This window comes from Capnocytophaga periodontitidis, from assembly GCF_016126015.1.
Lineage (GTDB): Bacteria > Bacteroidota > Bacteroidia > Flavobacteriales > Flavobacteriaceae > Capnocytophaga > Capnocytophaga periodontitidis.
The window spans coordinates 63,403-83,334 of sequence record NZ_JAEFDB010000001.1; the positions used below are offsets into that span (position 1 = coordinate 63,403).

Annotated in this window: 14 protein-coding genes and 1 tRNA gene; 14 read left to right on the forward strand and 1 reads right to left on the reverse strand. The window is 36.9% G+C overall.

All coding sequences use genetic code 11. The features are described from left to right. Entirely contained in the window at nucleotides 1-1,038 is a 1,038-nt protein-coding gene (locus tag I7X29_RS00280; protein ID WP_198472407.1) for a vWA domain-containing protein, read from the reverse strand. A 501-nt stretch (nucleotides 1,039-1,539) separates the two neighbouring features. Between I7X29_RS00280 and I7X29_RS00285 the strand changes: the two genes are divergently transcribed. The 14 genes from I7X29_RS00285 (at nucleotide 1,540) to I7X29_RS00350 (ending at nucleotide 19,910) form a co-directional block, all read left to right on the forward strand. After that, nucleotides 1,540-1,612 (forward strand) — tRNA-Gly (locus tag I7X29_RS00285). A gap of 179 nt (nucleotides 1,613-1,791) precedes the next feature. Further along, the gene (locus I7X29_RS00290) at nucleotides 1,792-2,706 is read left to right on the forward strand and encodes a hypothetical protein (protein ID WP_198472408.1); all 915 of its coding nucleotides are present in this window, start codon (nucleotides 1,792-1,794) and stop codon (nucleotides 2,704-2,706) included. 74 nt (nucleotides 2,707-2,780) lie between these two features. Beyond that, nucleotides 2,781-5,633 (forward strand): carbamoyl-phosphate synthase large subunit, encoded by a 2,853-nt coding sequence (gene carB, locus I7X29_RS00295; RefSeq protein WP_198472409.1) that lies wholly within the window; start codon nucleotides 2,781-2,783, stop codon nucleotides 5,631-5,633. An 86-nt stretch (nucleotides 5,634-5,719) separates the two neighbouring features. Beyond that, nucleotides 5,720-7,546 carry a DUF262 domain-containing protein gene (locus tag I7X29_RS00300; protein WP_198472410.1) on the forward strand — a complete coding sequence of 609 codons (1,827 nt, stop codon included), beginning with the start codon at nucleotides 5,720-5,722 and terminating at the stop codon, nucleotides 7,544-7,546. 341 nt (nucleotides 7,547-7,887) lie between these two features. Continuing rightward, nucleotides 7,888-8,592: a slipin family protein gene (locus I7X29_RS00305; RefSeq protein ID WP_198472411.1), complete on the forward strand. Its 705-nt coding sequence runs from the start codon at nucleotides 7,888-7,890 to the stop codon at nucleotides 8,590-8,592. Nucleotides 8,593-8,662: 70 nt separating this feature from the next. After that, nucleotides 8,663-11,161: a type IX secretion system periplasmic lipoprotein PorW/SprE gene (porW, locus tag I7X29_RS00310; protein ID WP_198472412.1), complete on the forward strand. Its 2,499-nt coding sequence runs from the start codon at nucleotides 8,663-8,665 to the stop codon at nucleotides 11,159-11,161. 335 nt (nucleotides 11,162-11,496) lie between these two features. Continuing rightward, a complete protein-coding gene (locus tag I7X29_RS00315; protein WP_088594589.1) occupies nucleotides 11,497-12,423 on the forward strand; it encodes a tyrosine-type recombinase/integrase in 927 nt (308 codons plus the stop codon). A gap of 30 nt (nucleotides 12,424-12,453) precedes the next feature. Then, nucleotides 12,454-12,744 carry a ribosome hibernation-promoting factor, HPF/YfiA family gene (gene hpf / locus I7X29_RS00320; RefSeq protein ID WP_002682031.1) on the forward strand — a complete coding sequence of 97 codons (291 nt, stop codon included), beginning with the start codon at nucleotides 12,454-12,456 and terminating at the stop codon, nucleotides 12,742-12,744. Nucleotides 12,745-12,854: 110 nt separating this feature from the next. Then, the gene (locus tag I7X29_RS00325) at nucleotides 12,855-14,054 is read left to right on the forward strand and encodes an OmpA family protein (protein WP_088594588.1); all 1,200 of its coding nucleotides are present in this window, start codon (nucleotides 12,855-12,857) and stop codon (nucleotides 14,052-14,054) included. A 164-nt stretch (nucleotides 14,055-14,218) separates the two neighbouring features. Then, nucleotides 14,219-16,669 (forward strand): ATP-binding response regulator, encoded by a 2,451-nt coding sequence (locus tag I7X29_RS00330; RefSeq protein ID WP_088594587.1) that lies wholly within the window; start codon nucleotides 14,219-14,221, stop codon nucleotides 16,667-16,669. A 3-nt stretch (nucleotides 16,670-16,672) separates the two neighbouring features. Beyond that, on the forward strand, nucleotides 16,673-17,542 hold the full coding sequence (locus tag I7X29_RS00335; RefSeq protein ID WP_198472413.1) for a nucleoside phosphorylase: 870 nt from the start codon (nucleotides 16,673-16,675) through the stop codon (nucleotides 17,540-17,542). A gap of 63 nt (nucleotides 17,543-17,605) precedes the next feature. Beyond that, nucleotides 17,606-18,475 (forward strand): hypothetical protein, encoded by an 870-nt coding sequence (locus I7X29_RS00340; protein WP_198472414.1) that lies wholly within the window; start codon nucleotides 17,606-17,608, stop codon nucleotides 18,473-18,475. Between the two features lie 2 nt (nucleotides 18,476-18,477). Then, complete coding sequence (locus tag I7X29_RS00345; protein WP_096089136.1) at nucleotides 18,478-18,840, forward strand: Na(+)-translocating NADH-quinone reductase subunit F; 363 nt, start codon at nucleotides 18,478-18,480, stop codon at nucleotides 18,838-18,840. Between the two features lie 68 nt (nucleotides 18,841-18,908). Continuing rightward, nucleotides 18,909-19,910, forward strand: coding sequence for a PLP-dependent cysteine synthase family protein (locus I7X29_RS00350; RefSeq protein ID WP_198472415.1), 1,002 nt, complete (start codon nucleotides 18,909-18,911; stop codon nucleotides 19,908-19,910). Nucleotides 19,911-19,932: the final 22 nt, after the last annotated feature.

Genomic DNA, 19,932 nt, shown 5'->3' on the forward strand with positions numbered 1-19,932 from the left:
TTACTTTTTTCTTTCATTAAATAGATTCAATTTCTTCACCCATTGTGTTTTGCGTTCAAAAATAGTAAGATCTAATAGAAGTAATAGTAAAGCACCTCCTAAAAACCACTGAAATTGGTCTTTGAAATCTACAAACTTTTGGGTATCGAACTGACTTTTTTCAGTACCGTCTAATATTTTATTAATTTGGTTTACTGCTTTTTGAGTGTTATCACCGTTGAGGTATTCACCTCCTGCATTGCTCGCTATCTGTTGCAAGAGTTCGGGGTTGAGCTTGGTAATTACTACTTCGCCATTGCTGTCGCGTTTATAAGTTTGTCCGCCTCCTTCTTTTATAGGGATAGGAGCTCCTTTTTCAGTACCAATACCTATGGTATAAATGTGTACCCCTTTTTCTTGTGCTTCCGAAGCAATTTCAGTAGCACCCATTTCGTGGTCTTCGCCATCGCTGAGGATGAAGAGCAAGCGGGCTGTAGGGCTCTTGTCGTCAAAATAATTGCTTGCCATACGTATTGCCTCTTGAATAGCAGTACCTTGTGAGGAAAGCATATCGGTATTCATACCTTGGAGAAACATTTTTGCCGCCGAATGGTCGGTTGTGAGCGCTAATTGAGGGTAAGCACTCGCTGCATAAGCCACGATGCCCACGCGGTCGCCTTTTAGCTGACTAATAGTCTCAAAAGCAATGCGTTTCGCTTTTTCTAAACGGTTAGGAGCTACATCTTCAGCAAGCATACTTTTAGAGACATCGATAGCAAAAACGATATCCACTCCTTCGCGTTTTACAGTCTCAATTTTAGTGCCTATTTTAGGATTAGCCAAAGCAATGCTCAGCAGTAAGAACACTACAGCCAAAACACTCCACTTCACCCACAGTTTGAAGCGGGATCGGTCGGGGGCTAAACGTCTAAGAGTTGATGAGGAAGCAAATTGCTTTTGCAATCGGCGTTTGCGAAGCATTGAAAAGGCAAAAATGATAAATAGCGGAATGAGTATCGCTATGAGCCAAAGATATATTTTTTCGTCGATATGAACCATAAGTTAATTAGTAAAATGAGTAAATTTAGCAATTAGTTGATTTGTAATAAGCAGATTGTGATAATCAAATATTGCGCCAAACGTTGCAAAAATAATAATTATTTCTTAATTTAGACATTAGTTATTAGTTGCTAACGACTAACCACTAAAAACTAACTACTATTTTTCTGTTATTTTTAAAATAATTAGTGTCTTTGTCTCATAAAATCAATTGTTATGAGCGCTTAAAAAATAAATCCAATAGTTTTAGAAAAAGCCAAGCGTTACTCAGAAAATAATATTTTGAATGAACGTGAGTTAGGAGAATTTTATAAAAAAGAGTGGAATGAGAAGACAAAACACATTGATATGAATCCTATTTTCAAACAACTTGATGAAATTGTTTCCAAGTAAATGAATATAGATATTGATGCTGTAAGGTTTGATTCTCTTTCGCAAAATAAAGCGAATAAAAGTTTGTAGGAATTAAATTTTGTTGTATCTTTGCGCCATAAATAATACGCGAAAATAGCTCAGTTGGTAGAGCGCAACCTTCCCAAGGTTGAGGTCGCGGGTTCGAGACCCGTTTTTCGCTCTTTTTAATGATTAATTGTTAAATGAATATCACGCCACAAGCCCTCCCTTGTACCCCTTTAAGCAGTACTCTCAAGAGATACAGTGGTATATTCTTTTCTAATAGTACAATAGCTATATTTTTCTTTTGAAAAATGTAGCTATTTTTTTATCACTATGAAGCAAACACTCTTATTATTTATGTTTTTATCTCTTACCATTGTACGCGGGCAACATACATCGGGCGGATATAAGCCTTTCCTCAACCAATATGGACTTAAAGGGAAGGTTAAAACGCTTATAGAATATAACGAATATGGCTCTTCAACAAGGTATTATTTCAATAAAAAAGGGCAGCTTGTGAGTTATCAAACGTATAGCAGTGACGGGAATAAGGTAAAGGAAATTATGTTTGAGTATACCGATGATGGCAAACTAAAAACGATGAAAAGCGATGAGTCTCTGTCGGTATTTACTCAGTTGCCTAACAATGTGCTGCAAGAGACAGTAACTGTAAATATAAGTGGTATCAAGGCGGGTGAGACTTACCTTTATACGTATGATAGCAAAGGAAATTTGCTTTCTAAGGAGAGGAAAACGAAGGGAGGTTATGATGGTATCAACTACAAAGAGCTTTATGAATACGACAGTGCGGGCAGACTTTTGGTAAAGCAATACGACCTCGCCTATATGAAAAAAAGGAAAGACTCTTTTGGAGGGAGTTATAGCGAGAAAGACAATATGGAGGTATATCAATACGATACTAACGGGCAACTGAAAAAACATACTCAATATGATACTGATGGGAAAATAGAACTGATAGAAGACTATAAGGGTGGCGTACTTGTATCTAAACAAGAGTATATATTAGGAAATTTTAGGGGGAGGACGAAATACATTTATAACAATACTACACATCAAATAAGAGAAGAGTATTACGAGGATAAAACTGGTGTAAAACCTTCTTTTACAAAAGTTTATCAGCTTACTTATGATAAGATGGGAAATCTAATCCTAAAAGTCTTGATAGCAGAAGAATCATCTGGGAAAGTTAAGAATTTTAAAGGGAATGATATTCAAATAGAAGAAAAACGAGAATTAGAATATTATCCGTAAGACCGTAATAATGCTAACCATACAACAAAATTTAGCACTTGTAAATACTAAAAACACAGCAATATCTATATAAAATGCCTAAAAGAAACGACCTACATTGTGTTCTGCTCATAGGATCAGGACCTATTATCATCGGACAAGCCTGCGAGTTTGACTACTCAGGCTCGCAATCATTGCGCTCTTTGCGCGAAGACTGTATCAAAACCATACTTATTAACTCTAACCCTGCTACGATTATGACAGACCCCTCTATGGCGGATGTGGTCTATCTGAAACCTCTCACCACTAAATCATTAGTGGAAATTCTAAAAGCTCACCCCGAAATAGATGCGGTACTTCCTACAATGGGGGGACAAACAGCGCTCAACCTCTGTATTGAGGCTGACGAAAAAGGTATCTGGAAAGACTTTGGAGTAGAAATCATCGGGGTAGATATCGATGCGATACAAATCACTGAAGACCGCGAGAAGTTCCGGATACTGCTTGGCCAGATTGGTATCCCAATGGCACCTTCTGAAACAGCTACTTCTTTCCTCAAAGGGAAAGAAATCGCGCAACGCTTTGGTTTTCCGTTAGTAATACGTCCGTCCTTTACTTTGGGCGGTACAGGGGCATCTATCGTCTATAAAAAAGAGGATTTTGATATGCTCCTCAATCGCGGTTTGGAAGCCTCGCCTATCCACGAGGTGCTTATCGACAAAGCCCTTTTAGGCTGGAAGGAGTACGAACTTGAGCTTTTGCGCGACAAGAATGACAATGTGGCCATTATCTGTACCATCGAAAATATGGATCCTATGGGTATCCACACTGGGGATTCTATTACGGTAGCCCCTGCGATGACTCTATCTGACCGCACTTTCCAACGTATGCGCGATATGGCTATTAAGATGATGCGCAGTATAGGCGATTTTGCGGGGGGGTGTAATGTGCAGTTTGCAGTGTCGCCTGATGAAAAGGAAGATATTATCGCTATTGAAATCAACCCACGTGTATCGCGCTCTTCAGCTTTGGCGTCTAAGGCTACAGGTTATCCTATTGCTAAGATTGCTACCAAACTGGCTATCGGTTACCATTTAGACGAACTGCAAAACCAAATCACCAAATCTACCTCTGCTTTCTTTGAGCCTACGTTAGATTATGTGATTGTAAAAATACCGCGTTGGAACTTCGATAAATTTGAGGGGTCTGACCGCACTATTGGCTTGCAAATGAAGTCGGTAGGTGAGGTAATGGGTATAGGGCGTTCTTTCCAAGAGGCATTACAGAAAGCTACCCAATCGCTCGAAATCAAACGCAATGGTTTAGGAGCTGACGGCAAAGGCTATAAAAATTACGAACAGATTATCGAGAAACTCACCTACCCCAGCTGGGATAGGGTGTTTGTGATATACGATGCGGTACAGATGGGTATTCCACTGAGCCGTATCCACGAAATCACCAAGATAGATATGTGGTTCCTCAAACAATACGAAGAGTTATGTGCGCTCGAAAAAGAAATATCGCACTACAAAATAGACACTATACCTAAAGAACTCCTTTTTGAAGCTAAACAAAAAGGTTTTGCTGACCGACAAATTGCTTATATGGTGGGCTGTTGGGAGAGCGAAGTACACAAGAAACGCGAAGAGCTCAACATACGTCGTGTGTTTAAATTAGTAGATACTTGTGCTGCCGAGTTTAAGGCGCAAACCCCTTATTATTATTCTACTTTTGAGGCACCTATCCGCACTGCTGACGGCAAGGAATACGTAGCCAACGACAGTGTAGTAACCGACCGCAAAAAGGTAGTAGTACTCGGTTCAGGTCCTAATCGTATAGGGCAAGGTATTGAGTTCGACTACTGCTGTGTGCACGGGGTATTAGCGGCTAAAGAATGTGGTTATGAAACCATAATGATAAACTGTAACCCTGAGACTGTTTCCACAGACTTTGACACAGCTGATAAACTCTATTTTGAACCTGTGTTCTGGGAGTATATCTATGATATTATTCAACACGAAAAACCAGAAGGGGTAATTGTACAGCTCGGCGGACAAACAGCGCTCAAATTGGCTGAGAAATTGGATAAATATGGCATTAAAATTATAGGTACTAGCTTCCAGTCGCTAGATTTAGCAGAAGATAGAGGTAGTTTTTCAACCCTGCTGAAAGAGAATAATATTCCTTATCCGCGTTTTGGGGTAGCCGAAACAGCCGATGAGGCGCTCAAACTCTCTGATGAACTTGACTTCCCATTATTGGTACGTCCTTCGTATGTATTGGGAGGACAAGGAATGAAGATTGTGATTAACAAAGAAGAGTTGGAAGCCCACGTGGTAGACCTCTTGCGCAAGATACCTAACAACAAACTCCTACTCGACCATTATCTTGACGGCGCCATAGAAGCGGAAGCTGATGCTATTTGTGATGGCGAGAATGTGTATATCATTGGTATTATGGAGCATATAGAGCCTTGTGGTATCCACTCAGGCGATAGTAACGCTACCTTGCCACCGTTCAACTTGGGTGAATTTGTACTCCAACAAATAAAAGACCATACGCATAAGATAGCCTTAGCACTGAACACAGTAGGACTTATCAATGTGCAGTTTGCTGTAAAAGACGATATAGTGTATATCATTGAGGCAAACCCACGTGCTTCGCGTACAGTGCCATTTATCTCTAAAGCTTACCAAGAGCCGTATGTAAACTATGCTACCAAGGTAATGCTCGGCGAGAAGAAACTCACTGATTTCCATTTCAATCCGCATTTAGAGGGCTTTGCTATCAAGCAACCTGTGTTCTCGTTTAACAAATTCCCGAATGTAGATAAGAAGCTAGGACCTGAAATGAAATCTACTGGCGAAAGTATTTTGTTTATAGATAGCCTTAAAGATGATGCTTTCTACGATATTTATACAAGGAGGAAGATGTATCTTTCAAAATAAAAAACTAAAAGGGCAAGCGTGGGCTTGCCTTTTTGGTTTTTAGTTGTATATTTGCAGAAATTTTAGAATACAAATTTAATAGTATTATGGCAAAGAATATTGAACCAACTTTAAAATTAATAAGCAGTTATTTACGATTAAAAAAGTCTGAAAATTTTGTTATTCCTGAATACCAACGTGGTTATTCGTGGGATATAGCTCAATGTGATAAACTATGGCAGGATATAGAAAACTTCATAGAATCAGATGCTGAAGATCCTTATTTTTTTGGTACAATTATCGTAGATTGCTCTCTATCTGATAAGTTCAGTCTTATTGATGGACAACAGCGAACTACTACCTTTTTGTTATTGCTTAAGGCAATGCTTATAAGACTCAATGAAGCAATAGCTAAAGTACCTAATGATGAAGATTCCGAGGAGCTTAAAGCGGGACTTAAAGCAAGACGCAATCAAATTATGGGAATACTATATAAAGCTGAAGCTGAAGATATTCCTTCAATGCTTAAAGATCCTGATAAGACTAAAAATATACTCATTTTAGAAAACAAATCTATTAATGAGCTCTATAATAATGAAATAAAAAAAATTATTGAAGCAAGTGATTATGTAGAAGCTGAAAGAAATGTAGAGAAAATTCAAAGGAAGCAAAAGGATAACAAATATACTCGTCATTTTCGTAACTTTAAATACTTTTTCATTAAGTTAGGAGAGAAGTCAGAAACACAGCTCAATAAGTTTGCTAAGATATTTTTGACCAAATGTGAAGTAATAGAGATTCGCAGTTGGCAAATAGAACAAGCTATCACGATGTTTAATTCTTTAAACTCTACAGGCTTACCACTTTCTGATGCTGATATTATTTCAGCCCAATTATACTCTAAAACTAAAGGAGATAAAACTGTTTTTAACGAGCAATGGGAAAATATAAGCAAACTTTCTAATGAATTGAATAATTGTAAAATAACTAATATAGATGGTATTTTACAGCAATTTATGTACATCAATCGAGCTGTAAACCAAGATTACTTAAGTACTAAAGAAGATGGAAATATTTCTATTGATGTAGCTACTCCTGGGTTAAGACGTTATTACACTGATATTGAGCGAAAATTATTAGAAGAACCTTTAGTTCTCTGTCAAAAGCTTACCAAAATAGCTTACATTTGGAATCATATAAAAGACTATCCTATAGTTAAATTATTGTTGAAATATAATGAAAATGCTAAGTTATTTTTATCTGCTTATCTATATCGTTATAAAGTAGAAGAAATTACCGAAGCAAGTTTATTAGAAATAGCTGAATCTTTGCTCAAAATATTCACTATTTTAGAGTTAAGTGATATTGGTTATTCAAGTGCTAAATTCAAGACATTCCTTTTTGGAGAAGCTATTAAGTTAGTAGATAAAAAAGTTTCTATTGATACTATAAAAAATGATTTTCAAGAACATATTAGAGCCAATTGGAATGAAGAAGAACTAAAAGAGGCTATTGACGAGTATGATAAAAACTTGTTAGTCTACCTCAATGAATACATATATACCAAACAGAAAGGATTAAAATTTGATTTTGCTGAGAATGTAAATATCGAACATATAATGCCTACTAGTGGTAGAAATATACCTACTATACAGCAAGATGCAAAAATCAGTAGTAAAGAAGAGTTTAACAATTTAGTGAATAAGTTAGGTAATAAAATTCTTCTTGAAGAGGATATTAACAAATCCATAGGAAATGAATGGTTTAAGACAAAGAAGCAAACCTCTGTAATCTATAAATCAGGATATAAAGATAGTAAGTATGCTATTGCAATAGCTTTAATCAACTATCCTAAAGATAAATGGACAAAGAAAGATATCGAAGAAGCAACTCAAAAAGCAGCTGCTAGAATTGTTAACTTTATATTTAGTTGATTTTATGAACTATATTTACCCCCACAAGCTATAGATATATAGGACTTTCTCCTATTAATATTGTTATTGGGGGGAGTAGGAGATTTAGAAACAACAAACCGCCACTTATTATATAAACCGTCTTCCCCTCACAAAATAAGGTATTGCGGAACAACGAAAGGGGAATGACTCCATTTAATTCATTATTATTGGGAAGAAAGACAAGACAGAGTTGTGGCTCACTCTAAACAAAGCTTGCAAAGCTGAGGATACCGCCTTTCGCTTTTTGAGAGACTTAATTGGTTTTCCCTCTGTTTAGAGGTCTTCTCTTTCTTATTTTACGAATTATCAATTGTATCTATATGTTTTACAAAGAATTAGAGGTAGCTCCTAACTCTGTGGGACTCCTATTCAAAAAGAATGTTTTTCAGCAAGAACTATCTGCGGGTATTTATAAATTTAGTCCGTGGGAGAAAGTGCATATCATATCACTATCGCAAAAATTAAGAAGTGTAAGGGTGGTAAATCAGGAGGTACTGACTGCTGATAATATCGCATTGCGCTTTTCTTTTTACTTGGCTTACAAACTCGATAACACTAAGCTGTTTGTAGATAATTTCGGGGTTGAAGCCGATAATTTTACTGTAGCTGAACAGCAAATAGTAGCCGCTGCACAGGTGTTACTACGTCAGAAAATCGCCACTTTCAATAGTGAAAAACTAAATGAATGCCGAGAAGATATTACTGACTTTAAAGAAGAAGATTTCTGTAACGAAGTAGCTACTTTTGGGCTTAAAATAATAAAAGCACAGCTGATAGATATTACTTTCCCTAAAAGTGTACAAGACCTCTTCTCACGAGTATTAGAAAGCAAAATACGTGCTACCTCCGAACTCGAAAATGCACGCACAGCAGTAGCTACTGCTCGAGCTCTTAAAAACGCTTCTGAACTGATGAAAGGAGATGAAAATATTAAATTTTTCCAGTATTTAGAGACTATCACTAAGATAGCCGACAAAGGGAAGCATACTTTTATAATAGGCGAAGTGCCTACTACAAAAATATAAATTAGTGTTAAAGATTTCATACTTTACAAAAAAAGTAGTATCTTCGCCCATTCTTACAGCACTAAATATAATGAAAAAAATCTTATTATATAGCACCTTTGTAGGGGTTTTTATAGGGCTTGTAATAGCTTGTACCCCTAATGCTAACACCTACTACAACCGCCAAATGCAACCTATTGTTACTAAGTACAATGTGCTTTTCAATGGTGAAGAGGCGTATGCTAAAGGGCTTAACGAACTACGCGAAAAATACCAAGATAACTTTAGTGAAGTCTTGCCTGTAGAACCCATTGGGCTCAGTGGTAAGGTACAGTTAGATGGTATGGGAAATCCTAATTTTGAGCGTGCTGAAGATAAAGCAATCAAAACTATCCAGCGTCACTCTATGGTCTTCAAAGGGGTGCAACGCAACTATAAAATAGATGATGCTTATATGCTTTTGGGAAAAGCGCGTTATTACGACGAGCGTTTCTTCCCTGCTTTAGAGGCATTCAATCACCTCCTTACCAATTATGGTAAAAGTGAACGCATCCCCGAAGCTGCTGTATGGGCACAAAAAACCAATCTTCGTCTTGGTAAAGACAAAATAGCGATTGAAAAACTTACTGACTTTTTTAAAGAAAATCCTAAATTGCGTCGCAACGATAGGGCTGAGGCTTATGCTACTTTAGGACAAGCTTATATCAATCAAGAACAATACCCCCAAGCAGCCGATGCCCTCTATAATGCAGGTAAATACACACGTAACAAAGCATTGCGCGGTCGCTACTATTTCATCGCTGCACAACTCTATGAAAAGCAACATCAAAAAGATTCAGCTGAGGTAGCTTTTGAGAAAGTTGTAAAACAGAATTGGAAAATTCCGCGTAAATTATGGGTAGAAGCTCAAGCGGGTAAAGCGCGTAACAAAACTTTCACTCCCGAAGAAAAAACAGAGTTTTTAGCCTATTTGCGTAAACTCGAAAATCGTTATGAACACAAAAACTACCTCGATGTACTTTACTATACCCACGCCGAATTGTTAAAAAACGACCAGAAAAAAGTCGCTACCGATTACTACCGTCAGTCTTTACATAATAATAAAGATAATAATCCGCTAAAAGCAAAAGCTCATACACGTCTTTCTGAACTGTTTTTTGACCAAAAAGACTATATAGGTGCTTATCAACATTTGGATAGTACCCTTACTTATACCCCCGAAAACACTTTTGAACACTTATATGTACGCCGAAAAAGAGATAATTTAGCTAAAATAGCCGAATTAGAGTATGTTGTAAGAAAGAACGACAGTGTGCTAAAAGTAGTCCGTATGCCCGAAACCGAACGTCGTGCCTATTACCAAAAGCATATCGACTCTATGCAGCAAATAGCAGCGTTGCGTACTCAAAAAGAGCAAACAAGCAAAGTGAAAAATACGGGTATGGGATTTTCTACTCCTGATGTTGCTCCAGAAAAAGGAGGTAAATTCTATTTCTATAACCCTATGAGCGTGGCGTATGGCAAACAGCAGTTTGAACAGTATTGGGGGGATAGAAAGTTAGAAGACAATTGGCGCTGGTCATCAGTGGGGAGTGGGGTAGTAGCCAATGTTACAGCCTCAACAACTACAACAAAAACTGTAGAAAAGCAAGTCGAAACCCCTGATAACTATTTGGCAAAACTTCCTAAAACAGAAACTGAAATTAATCAGCTTGTAACCAATCGCAATGAGGTGCTATACCAATTAGGTGTCCTCTATCGAGCTAAGTTCAAAGAGAATGAATTGGCTATTCAGCGCTTGGAGCGTGTGCTTGCCAGCAATCCTACTCCCGAAATCGAATCTGCTACCCTCTACGAATTGCAGAAAAATTATACTGACACTCACAATTCTAAAGCTGAAGCTACAAAAAGTCGTCTGTTAGCAAATTATCCTAATACCGATTATGCAAAACTTTTGCAAGGAGGGGAAACTACCCAGCACGAGCGCAACAAAATTGCTCAAGTATTTGTTGATAGTCTCACAGCTCAGTATAATAGAGGTGAATTTGTAGAAACCGCTCGCCGATTGCAAGAAGAAGGATTGCAGTATCGTGAAACGGCAGCAGCTCCTGCAATAGCTCTTTTGCAGGCTAAAACTACAGCTCGCTTAGAAGGATTAGCTCCTTATCAGGCTCAGTTGCAACAAATAGCAACTAACTATCCAGCTACAGCCGAAAGTGAAGAAGCAAAAAACTTATTAGAAGAACTGAAAGATGTCGCTAATGAGGAATATGTCCCCGATGATAAAGCTACGTTATGGAAGGTAGTGATTACAGGTACAACCCCCGAAATGCGCGAAAAATTAAGAGAAACTCTTATCGAAAAACTCAAATCTATATCCGAAGTGCTCACTCTCTCCACCGATGTCTACAAAGCTGATGAAACTTGGTGGGTGATACATAAAATACGCGATGCTTATTCAGCACAGAGCATAGTAAATGAGCTCAAAAGTTTCTTAGAAAAGCACAAGTTATCAGCCTATCCAGTAGCTACTGAAAACTATCGCTTAATACAAATCCGTAAGGAAAAAGAAAAACTTTTAAATAAATAAGAAAATACTCGTTAGAAAAAAAATAATTGGTATTTTAATTGAATTTATTTTGTGATTCAAAATATTATTTGTACATTTGCTCACGAAAACGAACATCTTCACTGAAATTAAGTAAATAGAGAAAGGAGGAGGATTCTGCGAGATTGAGGATGGAAAAAAGCAATATAACTATCTCATTTATAAGGTTAAATAAAATATTTAACTTTAAATCTGAAAATTTAACACTTATTTAACATTTAGTTTCAAGAATAATTAGTTATTTTGCTATATGATAAAAAGAGTATCACTCTGTTTTTAGATTATATCTTTTTATTTAATCAACAAAAAATGAAGCTATGTCAATCAATGCCTTTATCATTTATCTTTCAATAGAAATGAAATATTCTATTCATACGGTGGAAGCTTATAAGCACGATTTAAGGGCTTTTGAGAAATTCATCAAAAGTGAATATGAAGATAAGGAAGAGGAATGCCCTTTAGAAAGAGCAGATCAAGAGGATATCAAAAAATGGATTATCCAATTATCCCAACAGGAAATGTCCTTTAGAAGTATCAACCGGAAATTGTCCGCCTTGAAAACCTATTACACCTTTCTAAAAAAAACAAAACAAATAGAAGTGAGCCCGTTTGAAAAGGGAATTTTCTTGTTAAAAACAGAAAAAAGACAAAAATTACCCTTTTCTGAAGCCGAAATAGAAAAAGTACTATCTTATTTCTCAAGCAAAAGCTCTTTCGATGAAGTCAGAGATAGAGCCGTAATCGAAATGTTGTACGCCACAGGTGTACGACGCTCCGAGTTGGCAAATCTCCGCTTATCCGATGTCGATTTAGCTCAAAAACAACTCAAAGTATCAGGTAAGGGCGATAAAGAACGATATATCCCCATCATACCAGAATTAGAAGAAACGCTTAAAGAATACTTAAAATTAAGAGAGGAAATAGCAAATGAAAAAAGTCAAAACTATTTATTCTTAGTTAAAAATGGTAAAAAACTGTATTCTACCCTTGTGTATCGAATTATAAATTCATACTTTAGCGCTGTTACACCTAAGAAAGACGTAAGTCCTCACGTATTGCGCCACTCTTTCGCAAGTCATTTGTTGGATAATGGTGCCGATTTGAACACTGTTAAGGAATTACTGGGGCATTCCAGTTTAGCTTCTACACAAGTATACACCAATACAAGTTTAGCAGAACTTAAAAAACAGTACAAAAAAGCCCATCCAAGAGCCGAACGCAGAGAAGAGGATGATAATAAATAGAATTGTTAAACCTTAAAATTTCTAAACATTATGAAAGTACACGTACACCCAGTAGACTTTACTGTCGACCACAAATTAGTAGAGTTCATCCAAAAAAAATTGGATAAGTTAGACAATTTCTACGACCGTATCATTGAAGCGGACGTACATTTGAAGTTAGATAATACCACCACTAAAGAAAATAAAATAGTGGAAGTAAAAGTGCATATACCAGGTGAAAGCCTCGTCGTAAAAAAACAATTTAAAACTTTCGAAGAAGGAATCGATAGCGCTATCACTCCATTGGAAAGAATGCTTTTAAAACACAAAGATAAACATTAATTAAAATGTTAATGTTTTGTTAATATTCTTCTTTTTTAAAGAGTAAGTAAAATTTAAATCATACCTTTGCCCCAGTTTTTATTGTATAATTTTATTTACTTATTAAAAGAATGAAAAAAAATATTCTCGCTTTAGCTTCATTAGCCTTTTTAGGTGTTCAAGCTCAACAAGTAGACTATAACCGATGGTCTGTAGATGTAAACGGAGGTGTGAACAAAGCTACTACACCTTTTACTGCTGGTTATGGCACAAGTACTCCAAACTTTTGGAGCGCTAATGTAGGGGTTCGCTATATGGCAAACAACAAATTTGGTATTCGCTTGGCTGGTGGTTACGACGTATTCAAAAACGATGATGATAGCCCTGCTTTCGAATCTAATATTTGGAATGTAAACTTACAAGGAGTAGCTAACTTAGCTCGCGTGTTGAGTTTTGAAGAATGGACAAGCGATTTAGGATTGCTATTGCACGCTGGTTTAGGATATTCTCAACTAAAAAGTGATGCAATCTCTAAACCCGATAAAATCGCCTTCCTTACAGTAGGGCTTACTCCTCAATTGAGAATCTCTAACCGCATCGCTTTCTTGTTAGATGGTTCTATGTACATTAATACTAAACAGCAACTTACTTATGATACCAAATCAGCTAATGGTCAAAAAGGATTCCAAGGAAATCACTTTACTCTCACTGCTGGTTTGAATATCGCTATAGGTAAACAAGGTAAACACGCCGATTGGGCAGGGGCTGATGTACGTGAACAAGAAGAGGATGTTACCCAACGTATCGCTGCTTTAGAAAGCAACGTTGCCGATTTGAAAGGCGAAGTAGCTAACAAACAAAACAAAATGAATGATGCTAATGGCAACCGTATTCCCGATGAGATTGAAAGTTACCTAAACGACAACTATCAAGCTAAGGCTGCTAATGCAGCAACTGGCGATAACGATGTTGCCTCTGGTGATGTAGCCGCCGATCTTATCAGAAAAGGATATATCAGCGCTTACTTCGATTTCAATTCATCAGAACCTCAAGTATCTTCTTCTTGGTCTATTGATTTCGTAGGTAAGTATATGAAAGAAAATCCTAATGCTCACATCACCGTAAATGGTTACGCCGATGAATTAGGTGGTACTAACTACAACGCTACCCTTTCTCAAAAACGTGCTGATGCAGTCAAAAACTTGCTCGTAAAAGCAGGTATCGATGCTAATCGCATCACAGCTCAAGGCAAAGGAGTAGATAATAGCGTAGATAAAAACTCTCCTAGAGCTCGTCAATTAGCACGAAAAGCTACTTTTCAATTGAAGTAAAAAAACTTCTTCTAAGATCTTATGATAAAAACTGTTCTAAAAGGTTAAAGATGACCTTTTAGAACAGTTTTTTATAAGGAATAATATTAAAATTTGTTTATTCCAAAATAAAAACGTACTTTTGTGCGTTAGTTTATATCTGTTCACAACACTAAATACTCAAGATGAAAACAAATAAAATAACTATCAAAGTTATAGCGAGTTATGTACTACTTTTCTTGGTATCGGTAGTAGCGGGCTATGTAATCTTCAAAGAAATACAAAAGCTATCCCATCAAGAAAAGATAAATCAAGAAGATAGAAATAAAATTATACAAATCAGCAAAATCCTCTCTTTAGTAAACGATACCGAAAGTGCAGGACGTATCGCTATGCGTACTGACGATAGAGAAGCCTTGCAACTCTTTTTAGAAAAAAACGTCTATTTGCAAACCGAAATACTTAAGTTTCGCCGTGATATTAGCTCCGAAAAACAAGTCTTCACACTTGATACAATTCGCTCTTTGCTCAACTTAAAAAGTGAAAATATACAAGAGTTAAAAGCCTTTCAAGAAACCGATAGTACTTCTATTATCATACGTAGCGCTATACGAAAACTCTCAAGCTTAGAACCTTACTTAGGCTATGAACTTTATAGTAAAGAAACTTATAGAAGAAGAACAACTCCTGAAAAAGCTCCTCCCGATATCGCTTCTATCCTAAAAAAGTATAAAAATATAAAAATTCCTACTACCTTTAAAAATACTAAATTTGATAAGGTCGTATTAGAAACACTTTCTCTCCTAAACAAGATAAATGAGGATACTGAAGAATCTAAAAGTCAGATAAATGAAAAAATGCAAAAACTCTGGCAAAATGATGTCCAGATTTCGCGAAAATTAGATGACTTACTACATAATTTTGAAGAAGAAGTATTAGCTAATTCTCAAAGATTAAGCTTGGAACGCAAACAAATTTTTGAAAATAGCAAAAATCTACTGATGATTGCCTTCTTAGTAGCTTTAGGTATTATTGTGATTTCATCTATTGTGATTATCAACGATTTTGTCACCTCACAGCGCTATCGTCGTCGTTTGGAAGCTGCCAATAGGAAATCTAACAATCTACTCAAGAACCGTGAACAGCTTATCTCTATGGTGAGCCACGACTTGCGTACGCCATTGAGCTCCATTGTAGGCTATTCCGAACTGCTTAGCAAACAAGATATATCAGAAAAAGGTAAAAATTACCTTTCTCATATCAAGTATTCTTCTGAGTATATCTCTAAATTAGTAGACGAACTTTTAGATTACACCCGTATTGAGGCTGGTAAAATTACAATCGAAAAAGTACCTTTTAATACTACCGAAATTATTGATGAGGTTGCCAATAATGTCAAATCGGCTTACAAAACAAAAGAAATCAACCTCTCTCTCAGTTTCTCCGAAACGGTGAACAATCTCAATTTTTCAAGTGATGCTTATCGTATCAAACAGATATTGTACAACCTTATTTCTAACGCCTTTAAATTTACAGAACGCGGAACGGTACACATACAGGCCGATGCACGTCAGCTCAATGGTGATGAATATGAAATAGGTATTGCGGTTACCGATACAGGTATCGGTATAAAAAAAGAACAACAACAACACATTTTTGATGAGTTTACCCAAGCAAACGACGAAATTTCTAAACGTTATGGCGGTTCAGGTCTCGGTTTGCACATCTCTCAAAAATTAGCACATCTATTGCGCGGTAAAATTTATTTGGAAAGCTATGAGAACAAAGGTAGTACTTTCACTTTGCGCTTCTTGGCTGAGAAAGTAGTAGAACGTACCAAAGCACCTCAAATCATTACCAATGATAAAACCCCTGATTTAATTACCATTATAGTAATAGATGACGACCTCTCTATCCTTTCACTCATAGAAGAATTGCTAAAACAAAAACATATCAATACCATTACTTTCAACAATGGTAAAGAAGCGTTTGAACAAATGGAAGATTTCAATTTCGATTTGGTAATAACTGATATTCAGCTTCCTGAAATGAATGGTTTCCATTTTGTAACCCTCTTCAACGAACAATACAAAAACAATCCGTTGCCTGTATTAGCAATTACAGGACGACGTGATGTGCCTGAAAGTTTCTATATGAAGAGTGGCTTCTCTGGCATTTTGCCCAAACCATTCACCCCCGAACAGTTCTACCAAAAACTGAAAATCTTCTTCCCTAAACTCGATACCGAAGTAGAACATAAACCTATTATGGTGAGTAACAACATAGTAGGAGGCTATACCCCTGAAATATTAGAAAGCTTTATGGGGGACGACCGCGAAGGCATCATAGGTATTTACGAACATTTCTTAAAAGAAAGCAGCGAAAATATACAAACACTTAAACTCCTTGCCGATCGCGAAGACTATAAAGGTATTAAGGCAATCGCTCATAAAATGACTACAATGTTTGCACAAATCAACGCCAAACGCGAGTCCGAAATACTTATCATTCTCAACAAAGTGCTGGAAGAAGTGCCTACTGAATTGCACGGACAAATCCATACTTTAGAACAACTATTTGAAAACGAATGTCGCCCAGCGATAGAACAATATCTTAAAAAATTAATAGAACTATAAATTATGATTCAAGAATCTGAACTTATTTTAAACCCCGATGGTAGTATTTACCACATCAATTTGCGACCTGAACAAGTCGCCGATACTGTTATTTTGGTAGGCGACCCTAATCGTGTACCTCGTGTGAGCGCTTATTTTGATAATATAGAATTTAGCACCCAAAAACGCGAATTCTGTACCCATACAGGTACTTATAAAGGTAAACGCCTTACTGTAATTTCCACTGGTATAGGTCCTGATAATATCGACATTGTGATCAACGAGCTCGATGCTCTTGCCAACATCGATTTGCATACGCGCCAGCCCAAAGAGCAGCTCACTTCGCTCAATATAGTGCGTTTCGGTACCTCAGGCTCTCTACAAGCCGATATACCTGTTGATAGTTTTGTGCTCTCTTCTCACGGATTAGGTATGGACAATATGTTCCATTCGTATAAGGATAGTCCTAAGGTACGTGAACTCGCTATGGAAGAGGCTTTTATTGCTCATACAAATTGGAATCCTCTCAAAGGTCGCCCTTATATCATCGCTTGCGGACAAGAACTCAAAAAACGCCTCCTCACCGATAAAGTATTTGAGGGAATTACAGGTACTGCTCCAGGTTTTTATGGTCCTCAAGGACGCGTATTGCGCTTGCCAGTGCAAGACCCTGAACTCAATGATAAACTACATAGTTTCAATCACAATGGGCATCGTATGACGAACCTCGAAATGGAAACCTCTGCCATCTATGGGCTTTCTAAACTCTTAGGGCACCAAGCTGTTTCGCTCAATGCTATCATTGCCAATCGCCCTACAGGTACTTTCACTAAGGATACTAAAAAAGTAGTAGAAGACCTCATCGTATATGGTTTAGAACAATTGGCAAAATAGTTATTACTACACTTTAACAAAATTTATTAATTTGATAATCAATAATTTATTAGTTGTAAACTTATGAAAACACTTTATTTTTTAGTTATGTTATGGCTATTCAATTGTCATAATACTACTTCTATTGATAGAGATGATATTTCAGTAGAAAAAGATACAGTAGTTGTATGTGCTGAGGAAGATTTATCAGTGAGAAAAGATCCTTCTGAAGATAGTGAATTTGTAAGTCGTTATGATTTGCATCTCCCTGATGAAAATAAGAATTTAATCTTTTTGCCAGATAAAAAAGAAGCTTTTTTGTTAGGAGATTCAATTCCTATTTATAACCATAAAGGTTTTCTAAAAGAAAAACGTACTGATCTTGATACAAAGTGGGTAGCAATAGTGGGAGTTTCAGATACCTTATACAATTTCACAAAAGATAATTGTACAGCCTTTCATTATATAAAAATAGTGTTGAATAATACTGATTCTCTCATTGTAGATGGAAGAAATGTATTTAGAACAACTGATAAACTGATTGATAAAACCTTTGACAACGGTGAACGCATACAATTTTTCAGAACTGCCTATTATGGTACACCTGTATCAGATGATGATGGATTAACTTTTTGCGGAGAACCTTATCAACCTGCCATATTAATTACAAATACAGGTTTTAAGGGATTAGTACCAATAGGGGAAAATAATTCACTTGGTATTAATAGAAAAATGTTTCAATTTTTTGAACTATGTGACAATGATGGTTTTTTAGATGAGGTGATGAATGCAGTGAGGACTTCAAAAGGCATAGTTCTTAAAATTTATAGAGAATTTCAAGAAGGGTATACTAACTATGAGGTACTATTAGAGAAAACAACAGAAGGGTATAAGGTTACCCGTTTAAATTATCCTAAAATAAAAATTGATCAACCTTATATAAAGAAAAAGTGAATATGACGCCCCTTACAGGTCAAGAACTCCACAATTTAGCGATGAACATTGTAGGTGAAGCCTTACAAAAGGAACTACAATGGGAATTTCTATTAGTGAATAGTGAACTCAAGCGCGACCCTCAGTTTGTATGTGTAGACAAGAACAACCAAAAATACTTTATCATTGTGCGGGCAGTACCCTATGGCGACGACCCTACTCAGTACGATATGGTATTTATGGAAGTGGTGCGCAAACACGCCGAAAAACATAACGCTCGCACTTTCTATGCAGGTGTAGGGCTTAGCAATGTAACAGATGAAACCCTCCCTCTATATAAAGATGAACCTTATAAACTCAACTTTCAAGGGCTCATTGAAATTTGATAATTGACAAATTTGCTAATTGACAAATTATTCGTACTTTTGCCACTCAAAAATAAAGCAAGTAACCAATGAAAATAAACGAATCATTGAACGTACATAGCAGCTTACTACAACTCATTGGCAATACACCTCTATTGGAATTGCACAAAATTACCAAAAATCTTAAAGGTCGCTATTTTGCTAAACTCGAAGCCTTTAACGCAGGTCATTCTGCCAAGGACAGAGTAGCCAAATATATCGTTGAAGATGCCGAACGCAAAGGACTTCTCAAACCAGGATATACTATTGTAGAAACTAGTTCGGGTAATACGGGCTACAGTTTGGCGATGATAAGTGCTCTAAGAGGCTACCGCTGTATCATTGCAATTAGCGATAAATCTTCTCACGACAAAGTGGAAATGCTACAAGCTTTAGGAGCTGAAGTGCATTTGTGTCCTTCAAATGTTGCTCCCGATGACCCTCGCTCTTACTACGAAGTAGCCAAACGCATCCACAACGAAACTCCTAATTCTATCTATATCAATCAGTATTTCAATCCACTAAACCCTGAGGCTCATTACCAGACAGGTCGTGAGATATGGGAACAAACACAAGGCGAGATTACTCACGTGGTGGTATGTAGTGGAACAGGCGGTACCATTTCAGGTATTGCCCACTACCTAAAAGAGCAAAACCCAAGAGTGCAAGTATTAGGGGTAGATGCCTATGGTTCAGCGATTAAAAAATATCACGAAACCCGAGAGTTTGACCCTGCCGAAGTATATCCGTACAAAATAGAAGGAATGGGTAAAAACTTGATTCCTACTGCTACTGATTTCGATGTTATTGATGAGTTCATCAAAGTAACCGATAAAGATGCGGCACTCACCGCTCGTGAATTGGCACGTACTGAAGGACTTTTTATGGGCTACACCAGTGGAGCAGCAATGCAAGCCGTAAAACAATATGCCGAGGCAGGTAAATTCGACGAAAATAGTATTGTAGTTGCCCTCCTCGCCGATCACGGTTCGCGCTATATGAACAAAATCTACAGCGACGACTGGATGAAAAAACAAGGATTTATTGACTAACAATTATCAATTAACAAAATAA